Source organism: Blautia sp. NSJ-175 (assembly GCF_022867815.1).
GTDB classification, from domain to species: domain Bacteria; phylum Bacillota; class Clostridia; order Lachnospirales; family Lachnospiraceae; genus Blautia; species Blautia celeris.
In genome coordinates this window covers 92,646-112,329 of record NZ_JALIFQ010000013.1, presented here as the reverse complement: position 1 = coordinate 112,329, position 19,684 = coordinate 92,646, and the positions used below count along the sequence as shown (strand labels likewise).

At 43.2% G+C, this 19,684-nt stretch carries 22 protein-coding genes; 18 read left to right on the top strand and 4 right to left on the bottom strand.

All coding sequences use genetic code 11. The features are described from left to right. Positions 1 to 81 precede the first annotated feature (81 nt). From MUB35_RS19560 to MUB35_RS19540, 5 genes are all read left to right on the top strand, one after another. A complete protein-coding gene (locus MUB35_RS19560) occupies positions 82 to 336 on the top strand; it encodes a hypothetical protein (protein ID WP_148393628.1) in 255 nt (84 codons plus the stop codon). A 73-nt stretch (positions 337 to 409) separates the two neighbouring features. Continuing rightward, the gene (locus MUB35_RS19555) at positions 410 to 1,165 is read left to right on the top strand and encodes a MerR family transcriptional regulator (RefSeq protein WP_103731869.1); all 756 of its coding nucleotides are present in this window, start codon (positions 410 to 412) and stop codon (positions 1,163 to 1,165) included. 58 nt (positions 1,166 to 1,223) lie between these two features. Further along, the gene (locus MUB35_RS19550; protein ID WP_244806656.1) at positions 1,224 to 1,958 is read left to right on the top strand and encodes an ABC transporter ATP-binding protein; all 735 of its coding nucleotides are present in this window, start codon (positions 1,224 to 1,226) and stop codon (positions 1,956 to 1,958) included. Further along, positions 1,945 to 2,688, top strand: a complete 744-nt coding sequence (locus MUB35_RS19545) for an ABC transporter permease (protein WP_054353646.1) — start codon at positions 1,945 to 1,947, stop codon at positions 2,686 to 2,688. Before MUB35_RS19550 ends, MUB35_RS19545 begins: the two co-directional genes overlap by 14 nt. Before the next feature lie 152 nt (positions 2,689 to 2,840). Further along, on the top strand, positions 2,841 to 3,404 hold the full coding sequence (locus MUB35_RS19540) for a YdeI/OmpD-associated family protein (protein ID WP_148393630.1): 564 nt from the start codon (positions 2,841 to 2,843) through the stop codon (positions 3,402 to 3,404). Between the two features lie 43 nt (positions 3,405 to 3,447). On the opposite strand, the gene MUB35_RS19535 is transcribed toward MUB35_RS19540, so the two are convergent. Beyond that, the gene (locus MUB35_RS19535) at positions 3,448 to 3,846 is read right to left on the bottom strand and encodes a MerR family transcriptional regulator (RefSeq protein ID WP_148393631.1); all 399 of its coding nucleotides are present in this window, start codon (positions 3,844 to 3,846) and stop codon (positions 3,448 to 3,450) included. 136 nt (positions 3,847 to 3,982) lie between these two features. Between MUB35_RS19535 and MUB35_RS19530 the strand changes: the two genes are divergently transcribed. From MUB35_RS19530 to MUB35_RS19520, 3 genes are all read left to right on the top strand, one after another. Beyond that, positions 3,983 to 5,098 (top strand): aldo/keto reductase, encoded by a 1,116-nt coding sequence (locus MUB35_RS19530; RefSeq protein WP_081960124.1) that lies wholly within the window; start codon positions 3,983 to 3,985, stop codon positions 5,096 to 5,098. Between the two features lie 239 nt (positions 5,099 to 5,337). Next, positions 5,338 to 5,559, top strand: a complete 222-nt coding sequence (locus MUB35_RS19525; RefSeq protein WP_033139530.1) for a helix-turn-helix domain-containing protein — start codon at positions 5,338 to 5,340, stop codon at positions 5,557 to 5,559. A gap of 40 nt (positions 5,560 to 5,599) precedes the next feature. Beyond that, complete coding sequence (locus tag MUB35_RS19520) at positions 5,600 to 6,235, top strand: flavodoxin family protein (RefSeq protein ID WP_244806655.1); 636 nt, start codon at positions 5,600 to 5,602, stop codon at positions 6,233 to 6,235. Positions 6,236 to 6,486: 251 nt separating this feature from the next. Here the strand turns inward: MUB35_RS19520 and MUB35_RS19515 are convergent, their stop codons facing one another. Together MUB35_RS19515 and MUB35_RS19510 are read right to left on the bottom strand one after the other, a co-directional pair. After that, the gene (locus MUB35_RS19515; protein WP_244806654.1) at positions 6,487 to 7,563 is read right to left on the bottom strand and encodes an alpha/beta fold hydrolase; all 1,077 of its coding nucleotides are present in this window, start codon (positions 7,561 to 7,563) and stop codon (positions 6,487 to 6,489) included. Next, positions 7,560 to 8,099, bottom strand: a complete 540-nt coding sequence (locus tag MUB35_RS19510; RefSeq protein WP_033139532.1) for a PadR family transcriptional regulator — start codon at positions 8,097 to 8,099, stop codon at positions 7,560 to 7,562. Before MUB35_RS19510 ends, MUB35_RS19515 begins: the two co-directional genes overlap by 4 nt. A gap of 255 nt (positions 8,100 to 8,354) precedes the next feature. Here MUB35_RS19510 and MUB35_RS30515 point away from each other — a divergent pair, with 255 nt between their 5' ends. Further along, the gene (locus MUB35_RS30515) at positions 8,355 to 8,486 is read left to right on the top strand and encodes a hypothetical protein (protein ID WP_255786172.1); all 132 of its coding nucleotides are present in this window, start codon (positions 8,355 to 8,357) and stop codon (positions 8,484 to 8,486) included. 28 nt (positions 8,487 to 8,514) lie between these two features. Continuing rightward, positions 8,515 to 11,244 (top strand): DEAD/DEAH box helicase family protein, encoded by a 2,730-nt coding sequence (locus MUB35_RS19505; protein WP_244806653.1) that lies wholly within the window; start codon positions 8,515 to 8,517, stop codon positions 11,242 to 11,244. 24 nt (positions 11,245 to 11,268) lie between these two features. On the opposite strand, the gene MUB35_RS19500 is transcribed toward MUB35_RS19505, so the two are convergent. After that, entirely contained in the window at positions 11,269 to 11,790 is a 522-nt protein-coding gene (locus MUB35_RS19500) for a GNAT family N-acetyltransferase (protein ID WP_033139534.1), read from the bottom strand. Positions 11,791 to 11,942: 152 nt separating this feature from the next. Here MUB35_RS19500 and MUB35_RS19495 point away from each other — a divergent pair, with 152 nt between their 5' ends. The 8 genes from MUB35_RS19495 (at position 11,943) to MUB35_RS19460 (ending at position 19,518) form a co-directional block, all read left to right on the top strand. After that, complete coding sequence (locus tag MUB35_RS19495) at positions 11,943 to 12,623, top strand: response regulator transcription factor (RefSeq protein ID WP_033139535.1); 681 nt, start codon at positions 11,943 to 11,945, stop codon at positions 12,621 to 12,623. After that, a complete protein-coding gene (locus MUB35_RS19490; protein ID WP_244806652.1) occupies positions 12,611 to 13,816 on the top strand; it encodes a HAMP domain-containing sensor histidine kinase in 1,206 nt (401 codons plus the stop codon). Before MUB35_RS19495 ends, MUB35_RS19490 begins: the two co-directional genes overlap by 13 nt. A 66-nt stretch (positions 13,817 to 13,882) precedes the next feature. Continuing rightward, positions 13,883 to 14,755: an ABC transporter ATP-binding protein gene (locus MUB35_RS19485; RefSeq protein ID WP_118594163.1), complete on the top strand. Its 873-nt coding sequence runs from the start codon at positions 13,883 to 13,885 to the stop codon at positions 14,753 to 14,755. A 1-nt stretch (position 14,756) separates the two neighbouring features. After that, the gene (locus MUB35_RS19480) at positions 14,757 to 16,151 is read left to right on the top strand and encodes an ABC transporter permease (RefSeq protein WP_244806651.1); all 1,395 of its coding nucleotides are present in this window, start codon (positions 14,757 to 14,759) and stop codon (positions 16,149 to 16,151) included. Beyond that, the gene (locus MUB35_RS19475) at positions 16,084 to 16,725 is read left to right on the top strand and encodes a hypothetical protein (protein WP_244806682.1); all 642 of its coding nucleotides are present in this window, start codon (positions 16,084 to 16,086) and stop codon (positions 16,723 to 16,725) included. Before MUB35_RS19480 ends, MUB35_RS19475 begins: the two co-directional genes overlap by 68 nt. 75 nt (positions 16,726 to 16,800) lie before the next feature. Further along, complete coding sequence (locus tag MUB35_RS19470) at positions 16,801 to 17,340, top strand: methylated-DNA--[protein]-cysteine S-methyltransferase (protein WP_244806681.1); 540 nt, start codon at positions 16,801 to 16,803, stop codon at positions 17,338 to 17,340. Positions 17,341 to 17,370: 30 nt separating this feature from the next. Beyond that, complete coding sequence (locus MUB35_RS19465) at positions 17,371 to 17,937, top strand: flavodoxin family protein (RefSeq protein ID WP_033139539.1); 567 nt, start codon at positions 17,371 to 17,373, stop codon at positions 17,935 to 17,937. A gap of 24 nt (positions 17,938 to 17,961) precedes the next feature. After that, entirely contained in the window at positions 17,962 to 19,518 is a 1,557-nt protein-coding gene (locus MUB35_RS19460) for a PucR family transcriptional regulator (protein ID WP_033139540.1), read from the top strand. Positions 19,519 to 19,684: the final 166 nt, after the last annotated feature.

Below are 19,684 nucleotides of genomic sequence, written 5' to 3'. Positions count from 1 at the left end.
TGACTCTCACCTTACGTGATACAGTATAATCAGAAAAAAGAACAGACACACCGGTGTATGTTTGAAAGGCGGGATGTAATTATGAAGGAAAATCTGGATATGAGCAGGTATTTTGCTGCACTGGAGGCATTCAAAGAAGAACATCATGATGAGGTGATTAAATACTGGAAAACGGAGAAAGCCTTTGACAACATGATAAAACAATTCAGGAAAAAAGAAAAACAGATGGCCAGGGACGCCATAAAAAGCTTTGGGAGCATAGACAAATACACGGATGCCATGATAGAAAATCTCGGGCATCTGACAGAAGTCGTTGAAGAACTCATGCGTATGTGATAAAATAACCCTCCACTATAACACCAGACTTGATATCTATGTTACGGTAGTCTTTGTAAGGAGGCATAAAAAAATGAACACATACAGGACTTCGGAAATCGCAGAAATCATCGGCGTACATCCCAATACGGTGCGTTTGTATGAAGAGCTGGGGCTGATTCCAAAACCCGGACGGCTTCCAAACGGCTACAGAGTATTTACAGAGCTTCACATAGAGCAGTTCCGCCTTGCCCGTCTCGCATTTCAGATAGAAGTGCTGCAGAACGGGCTGCGTAAGAAAATAGTACAGATGGTAAAAGTGTCTGCGGCAGGTGATTATGAGAAGGCACTGGAACTCACACGGGAATATCTGCTGCAGATTCGGCAGGAGATTGCCAACGCGGAGGAGGCCACCCAGATCGCTGAGCAGATTTTAGACGGCAGAACAGAAGAAAATCTGCACACCATGAAACGGAAGGAAGTGTCCGAATACTTAAATGTTTCCATGGATACCCTGAGAAACTGGGAGATGAACGGTCTATTGACAGTCAGACGCAGGCAGAACGGGTACCGCGTTTATACAGATGGAGATATCAAGCGCCTGAAGATTATCCGTTCCCTTCGGTGTGCCAACTATTCGCTGGAAGCTATTTTGACCATGCTCGGGCAGGTATCAAAAAATCCGGGGATAGATATCAAAAAAGCGCTGGATACACCGAAGGAGGATACTGAGATCATTACAGTGTGCGATAAACTGGTGACCTCCCTCACCGCGGCAGAGTTAAATGCGGAAAAAATGATGGAGAAGCTCACGGAAATGAAAATCAGATTTTCTGAACCCTCCATTTAACCACCAATGTTTTTTCCTGTGATATCCTTGTCCTTGATAAAACAAGGAGGTAAAAGATATGCAGGAAGTAATCAAAGTAGAACAGCTCACCAAATCCTACGGTAAGCTGCATGCAGTGGAAAATATAAGTCTGTCCGTTGACAGGGGAATGGTATTTGGCCTGCTCGGAGCAAACGGCGCAGGAAAATCCACCACGATCGAATGTATCCTGGGAACGAAAAAAGCCGACACAGGGACGATTCGCATTCTGGGAGCAGACCCTTTTAAGGACCGGAAAAAACTCTTTGAAAGGGTAGGGGTACAGTTCCAGGAGAGCAGCTATCAGGAGCAGATCACAGTGGCAGAGCTGTGCCGGGTGACTGCCTCATTATACAAAGAAGCCGCTGACCCTTTTGCACTGCTTGCGCGGTTTGGAATTGCGGATAAGAAGAAAAGCCCTGTCAAAGATCTGTCCGGTGGACAGAAGCAGCGTCTGTTTATTGTTCTTGCGCTGATACCTGATCCGGAAGTAGTTTTTTTGGACGAACTGACAACCGGGCTGGACGCAAAAGCACGGCGGGAGGTATGGAAAATACTTTCTGACCTGAAAGAAAAAGGTCTGACCATTTTTCTGACTTCACATTTCATGGATGAAGTGGAAGCTTTATGTGACGGTATCTGTATTTTTAAACGAGGAAAGATCGTTTTCTATGGAACAGTTTCAGAGGCGATAGAAAAAAGCCCGTATGAGAAATTTGAGGACGCTTATCTTTGGTATACAGACGAGGAGGAACAGGCCAATGAAAACATTTAGAACCATGCTTAAGACAGAACTGAAATTATCACTGCGGGGAATGGATATGTTCATATTTGCCATCTGTGTCCCTGTTGTGGTGTTGGTGATACTGGGAATTATATACGGAGAAAAGCCGGCCTATCCGGGGGCAGACTATACCTTTTTGGAACAATCCTTTGGCGCCATTGCCACTATATCTATTTGCGCCGGCGGGGTAATGGGACTGCCCTTGGTGGTCTCGGATTACCGGAGTAAAAAGATTCTGAAGCGCTATCAGGTCACCCCGGTCAGTCCGGCCATGATCCTGTTTGTGCAGGTAGTCATTTATACCTTGTATGCAGTGGTTTCTTTTTTGCTGCTGTATCTTACAGGTGCGCTCTTTTTCGGGTATCGGTTTAACGGGTCAGTGCTTCATTTTCTGGGAGGCTACCTGCTGGTGCTGGTATCCATGTTCAGCATCGGCATGATGGTGGGAGGCATAGCGCCGAATACGAAAATAGCGGGTGTGATCGCCAGTATTCTCTACTTCCCCATGCTGATATTTTCCGGGGCAACACTTCCCTATGAAGTTATGCCGGCAGCCATGCAGAAGGCAGCCAATATCCTGCCTCTTGCACAGGGGATAAAATTACTGAAAGCAGCATCTCTTGGGCAGGGCACAGAAAATGTGACGGTATCGGTCCTCATTATGATCGTGATCGCGGTACTCTGTACAGGGATAGCTTTTCGATACTTTAAATGGGAATAAAGCGGATGCAGCAGTGCTTTGTATAGATTTTGCAGACCGTCTATGATACAATGAAGAATATTAGAAATTCAGAACCCGGTCCTATACAGGAAAAGCCGGTATGACTTTTTGATGTTGGAACTGTGGTATCTTATAGAAAGCGAGACTGCATTATGAGCGAACCTATACTTTTTAAGACACGTGAGGAGTTCAGAGATTGGCTGAAAAACAATTGTATGACCAGCGGCGGCGTCTGGCTGCTTTTCGGAAAAACGAAGGAGCTGGTAACCGTCAAAGCCGGAGAAGCACTGGAAGAGGCTCTTTGTTTCGGCTGGATTGACGGCCTTATGAAACGGGTCGATGAGAAATCTTATGTGAAATACTTTTCTGCCCGCAGAAGCGGCAGCAAATGGTCAGAAAAAAATAAGGCGCTGGCAGAGGCTCTTGAAAAACGTGGTTTGATGACGGATTTCGGAAGAGCAAAGATTGAGGAAGCGAAGAAAAACGGGCAGTGGGAGGGCACTGCCCCAAAAGTGGTTATAGGTAAAGAGCAGATAGACTCTGTGGCGGAACTGCTGAAAGGAAATGAACAGGCATATGCAAACTTCCTGAATATGTCCCCGTCAGTGCAGAAGACCTATACCAGAGCATATCTGGATGCCAGGACGGAGGCCGGACGCGTCAAACGGCTGGCGTGGATGACTGAGAGGCTGGAAAAGAATTTAAAACCCATGTGAAGGTTTTGCTCCGGACTGCCTGATCTGTCAGATAAAAAACTTTTTAATTCTCAGCGGGAATCAAATTACTGTTGTATTTGGTTTTGCCCGACATAACATCATCATAAAAGGTCTGTTTCCAATCTATGTAGTCAATGGAATCCTGAAGTTCCTGCATAGAGAGGAGCAGGTCTTTTCTTTTTTGCTCCAGAATGACTTTCCGCTTAGGTATGGAAGACTGCCCCTGGAGGCACAGAGCGAGATATTCTTTCATTTCTTTCAGGCTCATACCGCATTTCTTCAGACAGGTCAGGCTTTTGATCCATGCAATATCATGCGCATCAAAGACACGGCGATTTGTCTTGTCACGTTTTACATTGGGAATCAGACCCTCATTGCAATAGAATTTCAGTGTTTCATAATGCATGCCTGTTTTCTCACAGGCCTGTTTCATTGTATACATGATAACCTCCGTAAAATAGGAAAACTTAAAAAAGCTATTGACCGGTAGCAGCTACCGGAGAGTACAATGCAAATGATATCAATGGAAATGCAGAATGTCAAGTTTGCAGTATGTTAAAAAACAGGAGGATTTGCTGATGTATAATATTAAGAAAAATTTTGGCTTCGGATGTATGAGGCTTCCCATGATTGACGGGGAGGTGGACCAAAGGCAGTTTTCAGAGATGGTGGACACTTTTTTGGAGGCCGGATTTAACTATTTTGATACGGCACACGGGTATCTGGGAGGCAAAAGCGAATTGGCACTAAAAAGCTGCCTGACCAGCCGGCATCCCCGGGACAGCTATATCCTTACCAATAAACTGACGACGTTTTTCTTTGAAAAGGAAGAGGAGATCCGGCCGTTTTTTGAAAACCAGCTTGCGTGGTGCGGCGTGGAATATTTTGATTTTTATCTGATGCATGCCCAGAGTGCGGAAAACTTTGCAAAATTCAAACGCTGCCATGCGTATGAAACGGCATTGGAACTAAAGAAAGAGGGAAAAATCCGCCATTTCGGCATATCCTTCCACGACCATGCAGATGTGCTGGAACAGATTCTGACGGAATACCCGCAGATTGAAGTCGTACAGATTCAATTCAATTACCTAGATTACGATGACCCTGCAGTACAGAGCCGGAAATGCTATGAGGTCTGCCGCAAATATGGAAAGCCGGTGATCGTTATGGAGCCGGTAAAGGGCGGTAATCTTGTCAATCTGCCGGATGAGGCCAGAGCCGTATTGGATGAGTTAAAGGGCGGCAGTCCGGCCAGCTATGCAATCCGGTATGCAGCCGGATTTGACGGTATGATGATGGTGCTTTCCGGTATGAGCACCCTGGACCAATTGGAAGACAACATCAGTTACATGAGAGAGTTTCAGCCTCTTTCCCAGAAAGAAATGGACGCAGTGGATAAAGTACGGAATATTTTCCGCTCCATGAATCTGATCTCTTGTACTGCCTGTCGGTATTGTACAGATGGATGTCCGAAACATATATCTATCCCTGATTTGTTTGCCTGCATGAATACAAAACAGCTCTATCATGACTGGAACGCGGATTATTATTACAATAACGTCCACACAAAGAAAAACGGAAAAGCATCTGACTGCGTAAAATGCGGAAAATGTGAGGATGCCTGTCCGCAGCATCTGCAGATCAGGAATCTCCTGGAAGATGTTGCAAAAGAGTTCGAGAAAACCTGCCGTTAGGCAGCAATTATCTCCAAGAGACAACAGCGGGTTAGCAGTGTGGCACAGCACGCTGCGCCTGAACCATCCGATTTTTGAGCAGACAGTTGTAGATGGAAGAATAGGATTGCAGTGATTGTGTGTGATAATGTATAATAAAGATAGTAAAAGATAGAAACAGAAATTCAAGAATGGAGTTTTTCGGATTATATGAGTATCTTCAGGACGAATTCCAGAAATTATTTTAGGAGATTGCTCATATGGAGAATTATGGAAGTATTGAAGTGAAGATTGATGAAATGCTCGAAAAGAGAAATTTAAGTAAAAATAAATTATGTTTTAAAGCACAATTAGAACGGAAGCAATTAAATAAACTTTACAAAAACGAAGCGGTAAGAATTGATTTCGGTGTTCTTTGTCGAATATGTTTTGCTTTGGATTGCGACATATCAGATATATTGATATATAAAAAGCCTGAGTAAAGGCCAATAATAAAAAGATGTAAAGAGGGGATTCTACCTAATGAAGATACTAAGTATATCAGCAACCAATATTCAACATTCCAAAAAGAACAGCATGTCACTATTACTATGCAACAAAATAGCGGAATTTTTGAATTGTAAAGAAATACAATGTGAAGTAATCGATTTAAGAGACTATACTTTGCATCCGTGTATTGGATGTGGTAAATGTTTTAGTAGTAAAAGATGTAGTGCTGATTCAGATTTCAATAAGATTTACAATAAAATTACCAGGTCAGACGGAATCTTTTTTATTTCACCTCATTATGCTCCCATTCCTGCCAAACTTAGTATGGTGCTGGAGAAAATGGAGCAGATCACCTTTTTACATTGGTGGAAAGATAATACATATAAGTCTGAATTATATGGACTGCCCGCGGGAATAATTTCGCATGGTGGTGGGTCTGATTGGGCATTAAAAAGCTATAAAGCAATGGTTAATGATACAATCGCAAATGCTTTAGACACAATTCAATGTAAAGTAGTACCATATGACGAAGAATGGAATACTGGAATTTCCATACCAGTACAAAGAGTTATGGAAGATAGCGATATCTTCCCAATACAAGAATATGATTGGCCTATGATCGATCAAAAAATAAAAGATTATATCGAAATTTTCTTGAGAAAGATTTAATATTAATGAAAGACAGATGTTATTGTTGAATGTGTATCAGACGGCAATAATATTTAAAAAGAAGATAGGAATCACCGTTTCTACTGTTAATTGATTCGGTGATTCCTGTCTTGTTTATCTGTAGTTCTCGCTACATAATTCTTTCGGCATCTGTATGAAGAGGTGCAAAAAGTTGTTTTAACCCCATCGGATATATCGGAAATCTTAAGCGGAGGCGCAGGTTCTATTGAGGTAAAATAAAAGCAGGCTATCTATGGGTGGTGTATAACATGGCATAATGCATCTGACAGCGCTTCAGAAAACTCTTTTTTCCTGTCAATGAATGGAATATGTCCGGTGTTCCTTATTGTTATAAATTTCTTATAAGGTGCGGAAATAGCATTAAAATATTTAACTGCCATAGGATAAGGTGTTGTCCAGTCGCAGTCACCGGCAATGATGATAACCGGAGTTTCATACTGCAGTGTATAATCGTACATGGTTGATTTTTGGTCCGCTAAAAGTGTCTCATAAAGCGCACTGTTTGCTGCAATGAGACTACCAAAACTGAACATCCATCTTAAATTTCGGAAGGTCATATACGGAGAAAAAAGCTGTAGGATGAGCATTTTACTGCTGTATTGGGAAGGCAGATACTTCTCTTTTAACTGACGGAATTTCAGCAGTTTTGCTGCTTCCGGTTTATCAAATTTTCGGCACTTCATTATCGGTTCAAGCATTTTTTCTATTTCATATGCATCCTGAGGGCGGCCCGCTGCATAAGCCAAGTGGACGGCTTCCTGTGCGGATACCTGTTCTGATTTTTTAAAATCCAGCATTTGGCTGACGGAAATACAGGCCAATACCTTTTCAGGGTGCTGACCCGCATAAATAGCACCGGGAAAGGTTCCCCACGAGTGCCCCATGAGGATAACCTTTTCTTTTTGAAACTCCAAACGAATATGATCGACAAGCTCATCTAAGTCCGACAGCAGTAAATCCAGAGTAGGTTTTGCGGCTGTTTTATTCTGATAAAAGGTATTTCCACAGCCCCGCTGGTCCCAGTGGATCACGGTATAATCCTGTTCCAGCTCTGCCTGCCAATCATAGGAATAATATGCCATCGGATTGCCTGGCCCTCCGTGCAGCATAAGAATAACCGGATTGGAACTATCCTGTCCCCGGATTTGTATGTACTGTTTTATTTTGCCTATGGTTATATATTCAGATCTTTGAATCCCTGTTTTTGAACGGATTTTATATTGATGGGCAAAAGTGATTTTGCCTGTCATGATCGTGAGTACAAATAATAATATACATCCCATCAATAGGAGCAGTATGCTTTTCATTGACTTTCATCCTCTAATACCCTTAATATTTCTTCAATAAACTGCTGCTGCCTGCGGATAATGGCAAACATGTTTTCTATAGTGATCCTGGAGATTGGAGAAATCGGTTCATTAGCATTTTCGTTACTCTTTTCCCCCTGTTTCAGTTCGCTGTATTCCATTTGCAGCTTCTCTTTTTGTGATTCCAGGGCCTGCCGGGCATTTTCGCGGGGGATTTTATCGATGAGAGATAATCCGCTGTACAGTGTTGTAGGATATAGGACAGAGGAAGCGCCCAGTGCATCAAATATTAAGGATTGCAGATAAGCTGTTCCCTTGTCTGTGATTTTATATACAGCTTTTTGCCGGTGGCCCGTGTATTCCACATCAGCTATCTCAATATAGTTATCCTGTTCCAGTTTTTTTAACGCATGATATATGGAACCAACCAATACACCGCCCCATCTTTCAGCATCTGCCATGCTTATCTTTTGCTGAATATCGTAGCCGGACATAGGGTGTTCCTCTAATAAGCCGAGTACCAGTAACTTTGTCACAGTTTCTTTACCTCCGATTCATATACTCAATATTGAGTATACAATAATGAGGAAATTTGTCAAGGTATTTTACAAGACTGCATTATCCGTAATACTTTATAGGATTACTTGACAGAATCCACATTAGAATTTACAGTTAAAGACAAATGATAAGTTTTTCTAAAGGCTGTTAATATAGTGGAAGAACTGATAGGAAAAATGCTATATGCTTATATTTGACAGAGCATGGAAAAATACGGGTAAAGGATGAATATTATGAAAACAAAACTGGTTTGTTTTGATTTAGATGATACATTGATCAGAGGAATCCATTCAGTTATGCTCCCCTGCATCTTGAACGGCAAAGAGGAGGAACACGCCATAATCCAGAAACAGGAAGAAAACTGAAAAATAAGCAGGAGCAGAAATATATTATATGAATGTTTATGACAATATTTTCAAATTCAAAGGTTCCTGGAGATCCTACCAGGAACGGGTATTAAAACATGCGGATACATATCTTCAGGATGGAAAAATACATATTGTGGCGGCTCCGGGGTCAGGGAAGACAACCCTTGGTATTGAGCTTATAAGGAGACTGGGGTGTCCGGCGCTTATCCTGTCGCCCAGGCTTGTTATCCGGGAACAATGGCTGGAACGTATTCGGGAGGCGTTTTTGACAGAAGATGCGGAACACGGAAATATTCTGTCAAATGATCTGAAGTCTCCGGGATTGGTGACCTCCATAACATATCAGACCCTGTACAGCGGAATGAACCGTTATAAGGGTGAGCTGCAGGAGGAAGATACGGCGGGGGGCAGCCAGTCTGTGGATTTTTCCGGATTTGATCTGCTGGAGGCAGTCAGGACAGCCGGGATACGGGTGATTTGCCTGGATGAGTGCCATCATCTGCGCAGCGAATGGTGGGCTGCGCTGGAACATTTTATGCATGAGATGGAAAACGCCGGGGTGAAGGTCATATCTCTGACTGCAACACCGCCCTATGATTCCACACCGTCCCAGTGGGAACGGTATATACAGCTCTGCGGACCGATCGATGAGGAGATCATTGTTCCGGAACTGGTTCGGGAAGGGAGCCTATGCCCGCATCAGGATTATGTCTATTTTAATTTTCCTACCGGTGAGGAGGAAGAAAAAGTCAGGGACTTCAGAAACCAGGCGGAATCATTGCTTCAGAGCCTGATGGCAGACCGTGAATTTTTAAATATCATGGCTTCCCATCAGAAAATGCTGGATTATGATACATATGCGGAAACGATGCTGGAGGAACCGCCGTATGTATCCGCAATGCTGATTTTTTACACCGCAGCCCGGATTCCTTTTGATACAAGATGGAAAAAGCTTTTAGGCGTCAGGAATTTTCCGGAAATGGATGTGCACTGGATGGAAATATTACTGCAGAAGCTGCTGTTTGATGACAAAGACAGTTTTGTATGCGATGCGTATTACCGGGAAACACTTACGAAACAGCTGAAGAAGCAGCAGTTCCTTGTACGGCAGAGAGTCGGTCTTGTATTCAACAGTGGGATACAGAAATTACTCACAAACAGTCTGGGAAAGCTGGAAAGTATCAAGGCAGTTGTGAAAACAGAATTCAGGTCCATGAAATCAGAGCTGCGGATGCTGATACTTACCGATTACATACGGAAGGAATTTAAAACAATCATTGGAAACCCGGATGCGGAGGTCAAAAGTATCGGCGTAGTTCCCATTTTTGAGATGCTGCGCAGGGAAGTGGCACCGGACTGCAGACTGGGGGTTTTGTGCGGCAGCATGATCATTCTTCCGGTCACAGCGCTTCCCTGCCTGGAGGCCCTTTTGCGGGGAAGCACCGAAAACTGCAGTATGTCTGCCAGGGAGTTCGCAGACCGGGAAGGCAATCCGACGGGATATGCCCAGATAGATATCAGCGGCAGAACCTCTGATACGACAAAATGGATCACACAGGTTTTTGAAGCAGGATATGTGCAGGTTTTAATTGGCACAAAGTCACTGCTGGGAGAAGGATGGGATTCCCCGGGAATCAATTCCCTGATTCTGGCCAGTTTTGTGGGTTCCTATATTTTAAGCAACCAAATGCGCGGAAGAGCGATTCGTGTGATGCAGGGCAATCCGGAAAAGACAAGCAATATCTGGCATCTGGTCTGCATTGAAAACCAGAAAGAAGTGCGTGCAATGCGCAGGCTGGGATGCGATGAAGAAATGCTGTCGGAGGACTTTGCCACACTAAAACGGCGTATGAAGGGATTTATCGGGGTCAGCTATGATGGGACCAGTATTGAGGACGGTATGGAGCGTCTGGATATTATCCAAGGTCCTTTTGACAGGAAACGAGTTTTGGTGATCAATCAAAAAATGGAGGAACTGGCCGGGAACCGTGAGGGGCTGCGGCAGAAATGGAACGATGCCATCTTGATGTATGACGGTATGGAGGTCATGGATGAAGTGGAAGTGGAACAGGGAAGGTTAAAGACAAAAGCTGTATTTTTCAATATTATGGGGCTGGTTTTTCTGGATGTAGCTTCTATGGTTATTATCCAGGGCATCCATATATGGGGAGAAAGTGCCGGCAAAAAAGATGTTTTTTCCCTGCTCCTGTATCTTGCTGCTATGCTGTTTCTCTCAATAGGCATGATTTTTCTGGTGTGGAAAGGGATAAAATATCTGACGCCGCTTCGATATTTACAGCTCATTGGAAATGGGGTGCTTAAGTCCCTGGAGTATAAAGGGCTGATTTTATCAGCGGCGCGGGTGGAAGCCAGTGACTTAAACGGCGCGTTTTATGAAGTATATCTAAAGGGCGGAAGCGTACGGGAAAAAGATATTTTTTCAAACTGTGTGGAAGAGTTTTTTGGTGTAGTGGATAACCAGCGCTATCTGCTGTACAGAAGGCACGCGGGTGTGGGAATGATGAAATATTTCTGTGTGCCGGAAATCTTTGCAAAGTCAAGGGAAGATGCCCTTTTGTTTTCAGAGTGTATGAAAAAGACAATGGGAAGTTATAAGCTTATTTATACCAGAAACCCGGAAGGGCGGAAGATTTTAATACAGGCCAGGGCCCATGCCTATGCAAACCGGGCTGACCGGGAACTGCAAAGGCTGGTAACCGGGAGAAAGCGGAAGGTGAAGAGCAGGCTGGAATAAAAATAACCGATATACGAAAGTTTCCTATAACAGATATTCGTAGAGCATGTAGTCCGTCAATCCGGTGTCTTCATAAAACAACTGAATGGTATCCCTATATTGAAATCCCATGCTGCTGTAAAGTTTCTGCGCAGGGATATTGGTGCCGAGCACGTCTAAGCGGACTGCTTTTTGGCCGTTTTCCCCGGCAGTCCGAATGGCTTCCCGTACCATGAATTTCGCGATGCCCTGTCCCTGAAAAGCGGGAAGTACACCCAGTGCGTGCACTACGGTTACTTCCCGGGGATTGGCGGAAATACTCCACTGTATTTTTTCATATCCCTCTGTACTTTTATGATTTAAGATCATTGCAGCCGCATAAGTGCTGCCGGAGAGAAGTACATACAATTCTTTCCCGCGGATCGAGCGCATCAGAAGTTCATCCGATGGATAAATCCCCTTTTTCCATCCCGGTTTATATAAGGCAGAGTCCATCGAATCAATCAGCTGCCAATAAAAATCCCTCACTTTTTCCCATTCCGTTTCGTTTGCTGTATACAGTTCCATATGCAGAATCCCTGTCCCTTTAATTTTATACAGCAATTGTATCACAACAGGTAATGGCAAAACAAGTACGGAACTTTTTCATTTTGACTGAAAATTGACTTTTCTGTGTTATAAGTCAGGTTATCATTTATAAGAAAAGGAATGTGATAAATATGAGCAGAACATACAAAATATTACTGATTGATGATGAGCAGTCAATCTTAGATATGCTGGCGCTGCAGCTTCAGTCAGAGGGATATAAAGTCTATACAGCGGCAAATGCAGATCAGGGACTGGAAAAGCTTTCCTGTGAGCCGGATATGATTCTTCTGGATATTAATATGGCCGGTATGAATGGGCTGGATCTATGTGCAAAGATCAGAGGATTTGTTGTCTGCCCCATTCTGTTTCTAACAGCGAGAATAACCGAACAGGATAAGGTAAACGGTCTGCTTGCGGGCGGTGATGACTATATCACAAAACCTTTTTCCATGGATGAGCTGCTGGCAAGAATGACAGCACACTTACGGCGGGAGGAGAGATATCACACAAAAACACAGGGCAGGTTCTCAGAAGAAATGATGATCGATTACGGTAAAAGAAAGATTTATATCAAGGGAAGTCCTGTAGAACTGTCAAATAAGGAATTTGAGATCATTAAGCTGCTATCCAGGAATGCGGGACAGGTATTTGATAAAGAACGGATCTATGAACATATATGGGGATTTAACGCGGAGGGTGACTGCAGTGTTATCAAAGAACATATCAGGAAGATCAGGATAAAGTTTGCCGAATATACCGATAAAACTTATATTGATACCGTTTGGGGAGTGGGGTACCGATGGAAAAATTAAACGGAATGATACAAAAAATGTCATTAAAAAAAGCACTTTTATCTATATCAGCCGTCAGTATTATTCTGATAGCGGCTTTATCTGTTGTGACCATCTTTTTACTGCTGAATTTGAATCAGAAAATTTTAAATACCAGGCCCATCACCATCAGAAATTCGGATATACAGTATGAAGCCGGCGAAAAGGAAGAAGGTGATTCACTGCAATATATCGTAAAACCGGATCAGTATGTATATGGAAAACTGACAGCGGAAAATCAATTGAAATATAATGTAATAACGTTTCTCATGGCAGCACTGCCGGTGTTGTATGTGGCCATCGGTTCCCTGGCAGTTGCCGTTTTTTATTATCAGGTAAAGCTGCGCGTTCCCATAGAAACCCTGAAGCGGGGGATCAGTCATATAGCTGACCAAAACCTGGATTTTGAATTGCATTACCATGCGGAAGATGAACTGGGTATGCTGTGCAGTACCTTTGAAAGTATGAGAAAAGAGCTGTACAAAAATAATCAGAGGATGTGGGAGGCGATGCAGGACAGAAAGGCTCTGACAGCTTCCGTATCCCATGATCTGAGAACACCGATTACGGTGATCAAGGGATATCTGGATTATCTCTCTAAAACCATGCTTAGAGAGCAGCTGACCGAAGAAGTATTAGAAATGACGCTTCATAACATGATGCAGTCAACAGAACGCCTTGAAAGATATGTAAGCTGTATCCATGACATTGAAAAAATAGAAGAAATAGAGATTGAAAAATCTTCTGTCTGCATGAAGGAGCTGATGTCATGTCTGGAAAAAGATTTTTCACTTATGGCTGAACAGCGAAATATCACTTTTGTGCTGGATAATAAAGCAAAACAGGAAGTGATATACACAGATAAGAATATGCTGTTTAAAGTACTGGAAAATCTGTTCAATAATGCCTTACGGTTTACAAGAGACAGAATTCTGCTGACCATCACGGAGCATGAGGATGCGATCGCGTTTGTCATGGAGGATAACGGAAACGGTTTTTCACAGGATGAACTGGAGCATGCCGCTTCTCTGTTCTACACTTCCAATGGAAATGCAGATCATTTTGGACTGGGACTGTCAATATGCAAAATCCTCTGCGGGAAACTGGGCGGCAGCTTACATTTGAAAAATTCCCCGGACGGTGCCAGTGTCATAATTAAAATCAAAAAGCAATAGAACTTTTCGAAAAATTGACTTTTCTATGAAAAAATCTCCTTATACAAAGCGTAAGGAGGTTTTTTTATGGAAATCAGAATCGAACATTTATACAAAAAATATGGCGGACAGGAAGTTTTAAGAGATGTCTCTTTCAGGATTCCCGCAGGCATGTATGGCCTGCTGGGGAGCAACGGAGCCGGAAAAACGTCGTTCATGCGCATTCTTGCCACCATTTCAGAACCTACAGCAGGAGCGGTGACAATAAATGATATGGATATCCGAAATAAAAAAGAGATCAGAAAAATAGTAGGGTATCTGCCCCAGGAGTTTTCTGTTTACCCATCCATGAAGGTTTATGCTGCGCTGGATTATCTGGGTATTTTAGCTGAATTACCGAAAGCAGTGCGGAGACAGAGAATAGATACGGTTTTAAAACAAGTGAACCTGGAATCAGAGAAAAATAAAAAGTTTAAAAACCTTTCCGGCGGTATGAAAAGACGCTTCGGCATTGCGCAGGCGCTGCTGAATGAACCGGAAATACTGATTGCCGATGAACCGACAGCAGGTCTTGACCCGGAAGAACGCATACGGTTTTATAATCTTTTTTCCGAACTTGCAAAGGACAGAATCATACTTCTGTCAACACACATTGCCGGTGACATTGAGGCGGCCTGCTCCCGAACGGCGGTACTGGACCATGGAAAAGTCATGTTTGAAGGAAGTATTGCTGAAATGCGGAGGCTCTCAGAGGGAAACGTATATCTGACGGAAATAAAGCCCGGGGAAATAAATGATTTTAAAAAGAAATATAAAGTGATTCATCTGCAGCAGAATGGTCCTGATATCCTGTGCAGGTTCCTTTCCGACACAATACCCGCTGTAACACATGTTTTGTGTGAACCGACAGTGGAAGACAGTTACATGTATCTGCTGAAACAATGCGGGGAGGGAGAATGATATGCTGTACTTCAAAGAGTTGAAGAGAATTTGTTTTAGTGTTGTGTATGGTCTGTTTTTATTTCTGCTTGTTTTCGGATGGTATCAGAATTTTTATCATGTGACAGATAAGGAAATTCTCGCCTCCAAAGATAAGGATACCTCTTACCAGTTACAGATCACTGGAGGCTCCATTCTGGAAAAACCGGATAAAAATGCAGAATCATTCGGCAGGAAGAGGAAGGAGGTGCCGGATACCGTTATGCTTGGCGGAACAGACCATCTGCTGATGGAGTACCGTGAAAATTCTTATGCGGTGTATCCTTTTGGGTACTATAAAGAAGTTGTCTTAAATGACGCGGAACAGGATGAAATATTAAAAATATTATGTGAGATAACAGGACTTGACGAAGAGAGTCTTTGGAATCTTCCGGATGATTATTTCCCGTATGTAAACGGTAATATCGTTCATTTTAAAGAAGATAACCCGGATGAAAACGGAACCATAACCATAGAGGCAGGGGAAAAAGAAGAACGTATACAAGAGGCAGAGGATAAGACAAAACATTTTGTTCCACAGGTATCCTATGACAGGTTTAAAGAGCTTATGAAAAAAGCGGAGGATATGATCGGCAGAGGTTCTAATTACTCCATGGATATGCTTTTGACATATTATGGGCAGGCAGAAATGAATTATGAAGAGGCAGCAGAAGAGTACCGTAAGACGATTTATGAGGATAAAGTCAGCAGAGCTTTTGCAAGATTATTTTGTGATTATATAACGCGGTCTCTGGGGCTGTATCCTGTATTTGTGGCTGTTGTGTTCTGGATGAAGGACAGAAGAAATAAAATGAATGAGCTGATTGACAGCAGGCAGTTCGGTACTGCCAAATTTGTCATGGTAAGGTTTCTGGCTATGCTGACAGCGTGTATGCTGCCTGTATTCTTATTGAGCTTTGAATCCCTGCTGCCGCTCCTGCAATACTCTTCGGAATCCGGGATTTCAATAGATGCGCTTGCTTTTGTAAAATATATTCTCTGGTGGCTGCTGCCCACAGCGGCAGTTGTCCTATCACTGGGAACATTTTTGACGATTCTTACATCTGCCCCGGCGGCTGTTTTAGTCCAGGCCGTATGGTGGTTTATGGATACCGGTATGACCGGATTGTGGGGAGATACAGGGTATTTTACATTGATGATACGCCATAATACACTGCGTGGTTCTGAACTGATAAGGCAAAACCTTACAATCCTGTGGGTGAACAGAGGGATCATGCTCCTTTTTACTTTTATTTTTTTACTGCTTTCCTGTGTCATTTATGAGAGGAAAAGAAAGGGGAAATGCAGTCATGGGTATCAAGGGCAGAGATATTACAGGATTCTTAAAAAGAGATTTTTTACTGGCATTCAAAAGTAGTGTGATACTTGCACTCCTGTATCTTTTCTGCATTCCGATAATAAGAGGAGTGAAAAACCTGGACAGCATACAGTCAGCCCAATGTCTGGAACAGTCGGTATCCCTTATTGGAATCATTCTGTTTGTTCCGGTTACGAGATGGGAACACAGTCTGGAAATTAAGAAATTGATTTTGTCTAAGCCATGGACGTATGCAAAGACAGTTTTTATCCGTCTGCTGTCTGCATTTTTTCTTGTTTCCTCCATGGTATCCGGATTCGCTTTCATGATGTGGCTGAACCATTGTGAATTTCCTTTTTGGAGGTTTGTATCTGTGGTGATCCTGCTTTCCTGTTTTCTGGGAATCTCCGGACTTTTTGTATCACAGATATGTCAGAATGTGGTTGTTGGGTACTTGTGGGCACTCGGATATTTTGCACTGTGCAAAATGGATGTTCTGAGCGAAGGAGATACGCTGTATTTATTTGGGCTGAGCGAAAGTGCGGAATCCGGCGGCAGGTTATGGTGCTTTTTGAGCCTGTCGATACTATTTTTGTTTTCGCTGCTGCTCCTTATCCGAATACAGAAAAGATGAGCTTTTCCTGTGTTCATTTCTTGACGCAGAACGGTAAAAGGATATAGAATGAAAGTAAAGAAAGGAATCAAAAATATGATATACACAACAGAATATAACTCACCGGTGGGACGGATCATGATAGCGGCGAAAGATGAAGCACTGACTGGTCTTTGGATAGAAAATCAAAAATACTATCCGGCATCTGTGAAAGAAGAAATGAAACAATGCGATGATCTGGCAGTTCTCGTACAGGCCAAAGACTGGCTGGACCGTTACTTTGCCGGAGAAAAACCGCAGATCAGGGAATTAAATCTGGCGCCTGTCGGAAGTGAATTTCGCAGAGCTGTATGGGAGATTCTCACAGAGATCCCATACGGTGAGGTCACTACATACGGAAAAATAGCCGGGAAGGTAGCAAAAAGACTGGGGCTGGACCGGATGTCTGCCCAGGCTGTAGGCGGAGCTGTGGGACATAACCCTATCTCTATTATCATACCCTGCCATCGCGTGGTTGGCACAAACGGCAGCCTGACGGGTTACGCCGGGGGAATAGATAAGAAAATAGCATTGCTGACACACGAGGGCATTTCCATGGATCGATTCTTCGTGCCAAAGAAGGGAACTGCTTTGTAGAGAAAGCGAAATGAATAAGGAGGATAAGATATGTCCATAGCAGTTGTATGGTCAAGTGCAAATACAGACGGGCTGACCGCGTCGGCAAAGGATGCATTTATTGAGGGAATCCGGGAAAACGGTACGGATGTGGAGGAAATCTATTTAAATGGACTGAAGCTGGAGCACTGCCGCGCCTGCGGCAATGGCTGGGGCGCCTGCCGGGCTAAAGGCGTCTGCATTATAAAGGATGATTTTGAGGAAACCTATAAAAAACTGGCAGAGGCAGACGGTATTGTGTGGATCACTGCCGTTTACTGGCATGATACAACAGAGGTCATGAAAGCATTTGTGGACCGCCTCAGAAGATGTGAAACGGCACATAACGGCTATTTAAGCCAAAAGAGATGCTTCCTGGCTGCCTGTGCAGGAGGAACCGGGCTTGGGGCTGTGGAATGCCTTCACAATATGGAGGAAGCACTCAAGCATATGGGAATGCGGGCTTACGACCGTGTTCCGGTGATTCGCTTCAATAAGGATTATATGCTGCCTGCACTCAGGGAGGCAGGAAAGATATATGCCGGGCGTCTTGTGGAAGGGTTTGATATGAGATATTAGGACTGCTGTACAGTGGGGGAAACTATGAGGCTATATAATTATGATACAAAGCTTCTCTTAAACATGCAGATACTTGTTGATAACCTGGAAGAGGACTATAATATCTCTTTTTTCTGCAGATGGCATGATGAGCAGAGACTGACCGGTGCTTCTATTTACTATGGGCAGAAGGAGCTGTCTTCCGACCTGGTTTATGTGGCAAAAGCAGAGGTATATGCCCGATTTCCGATTACAGAAAAAGGTATATGCCGGGTTATTGTGGGAAAATCGAAAGAAAAACCGGACGCTCTGTTGTGTTCCGTCATTGAACTTGAGGAATCTGTATGCTGGGAAAGTGTTTTTAACTATATACAGGAAATTTTTATTCGATACGCCTCCTGGTCCCAAAAGCTGGAGGATATATTAAACAGCGGCGGCGGACTCCATGAATTGTGTGTTTCTGCCATGGATTTTTTCCAGAATCCACTTTATATCCATGACAATAATTTTTATGTTCTTGCCATGCCTACTTGGGTCGTAGGTATGGGGAATATTCAGGTAGATGAGAATTCCGGTAATATTTTCTTCTCCCAGGAGAAAATACAAAAGCTGCAGAAGAGTCCGGCCTACATACAGACGCTCTCCACCCGCGGCGCACATATATGGGAACCTTCTTACGGAACCCATCGCATGCTTTATACAAATATCTGGACAAGTGACCATCATTACTGCGGTCGTTTTTTGCTCCATGAGCTGAATCGTTCCCTAAAGCCGGGTGATTTTCTTATGGTCAATCATTTTGCGACCTTTCTGCGCATGGCATTTGACCGCAATCTTTTTAAGCGAAACGATGTGACCTCTTTTGAAAAAATCATATTGAAGTTGATCAAAGGAGAGGCGATCGAACAGAGGTATTTGGTAAAACGTCTGGAAATGCTGGGGTGGGAGCTTACACACGAATATATCTGCTTGAAAATAGAAATACAAAAAGAAAGCAAAGAAATACTAAGACATCAGAAAATATGCAGTTCTGTGAATATCATATTAAAAGATGCACTTTCCATATCCGTAGAAAACGGAGCTTTAACCATCTGCAATCTGACGCTGTCACAATATTCTCGTACAGAACTTCCGGTCAAATTGGAGGGCCTGTGCAGAGAGATGAATCTGACCATGGGGTGCAGCAATCATTTTTATGATTTTACGGAAGTAGGAGAATACAGCCGGCAGGCAGAAAAGGCGATTCAACTGGGCCTGCAGCGGAAGCCCAAAGAATATTTTTTCTATTTCTCTGACTATGTACTTGATTACATTATCGGACATTTTACGGAAGAATTCAGCATTCGTTCCATATGTTCCGATTCTATACTTGCCCTGGTCGAGATTGACCGGCAAAAAGGAACGGAATATATGGAGACTCTGGCCAGCTATTTTAAAAACGGAGGAAACCAGACGCCTACAGCAAATGACCTTTTCATACACCGCAGTACGCTGATGTACCGTCTGGAACGTATTCAGAAGCTGATCGGAATAGATTTGGAGGATTCGGATACCAGACTCTTTATTCAAATCGCTATGCGTCTTCTGGGGTATCTGAATTAATTTATAAGGGATAACAGTTCAGGGGCTGTTGTTCCTTATTTTTTTGACTTTAATGTTCTCCGCATTTTGCGGAAATTTAAAAGTTATTTTAAAAATTCGGCGGATTTACATCGCTTACATGCGAAGATATAATGCAGTTATAAAAATTCGACGAGCGGAGGTAACA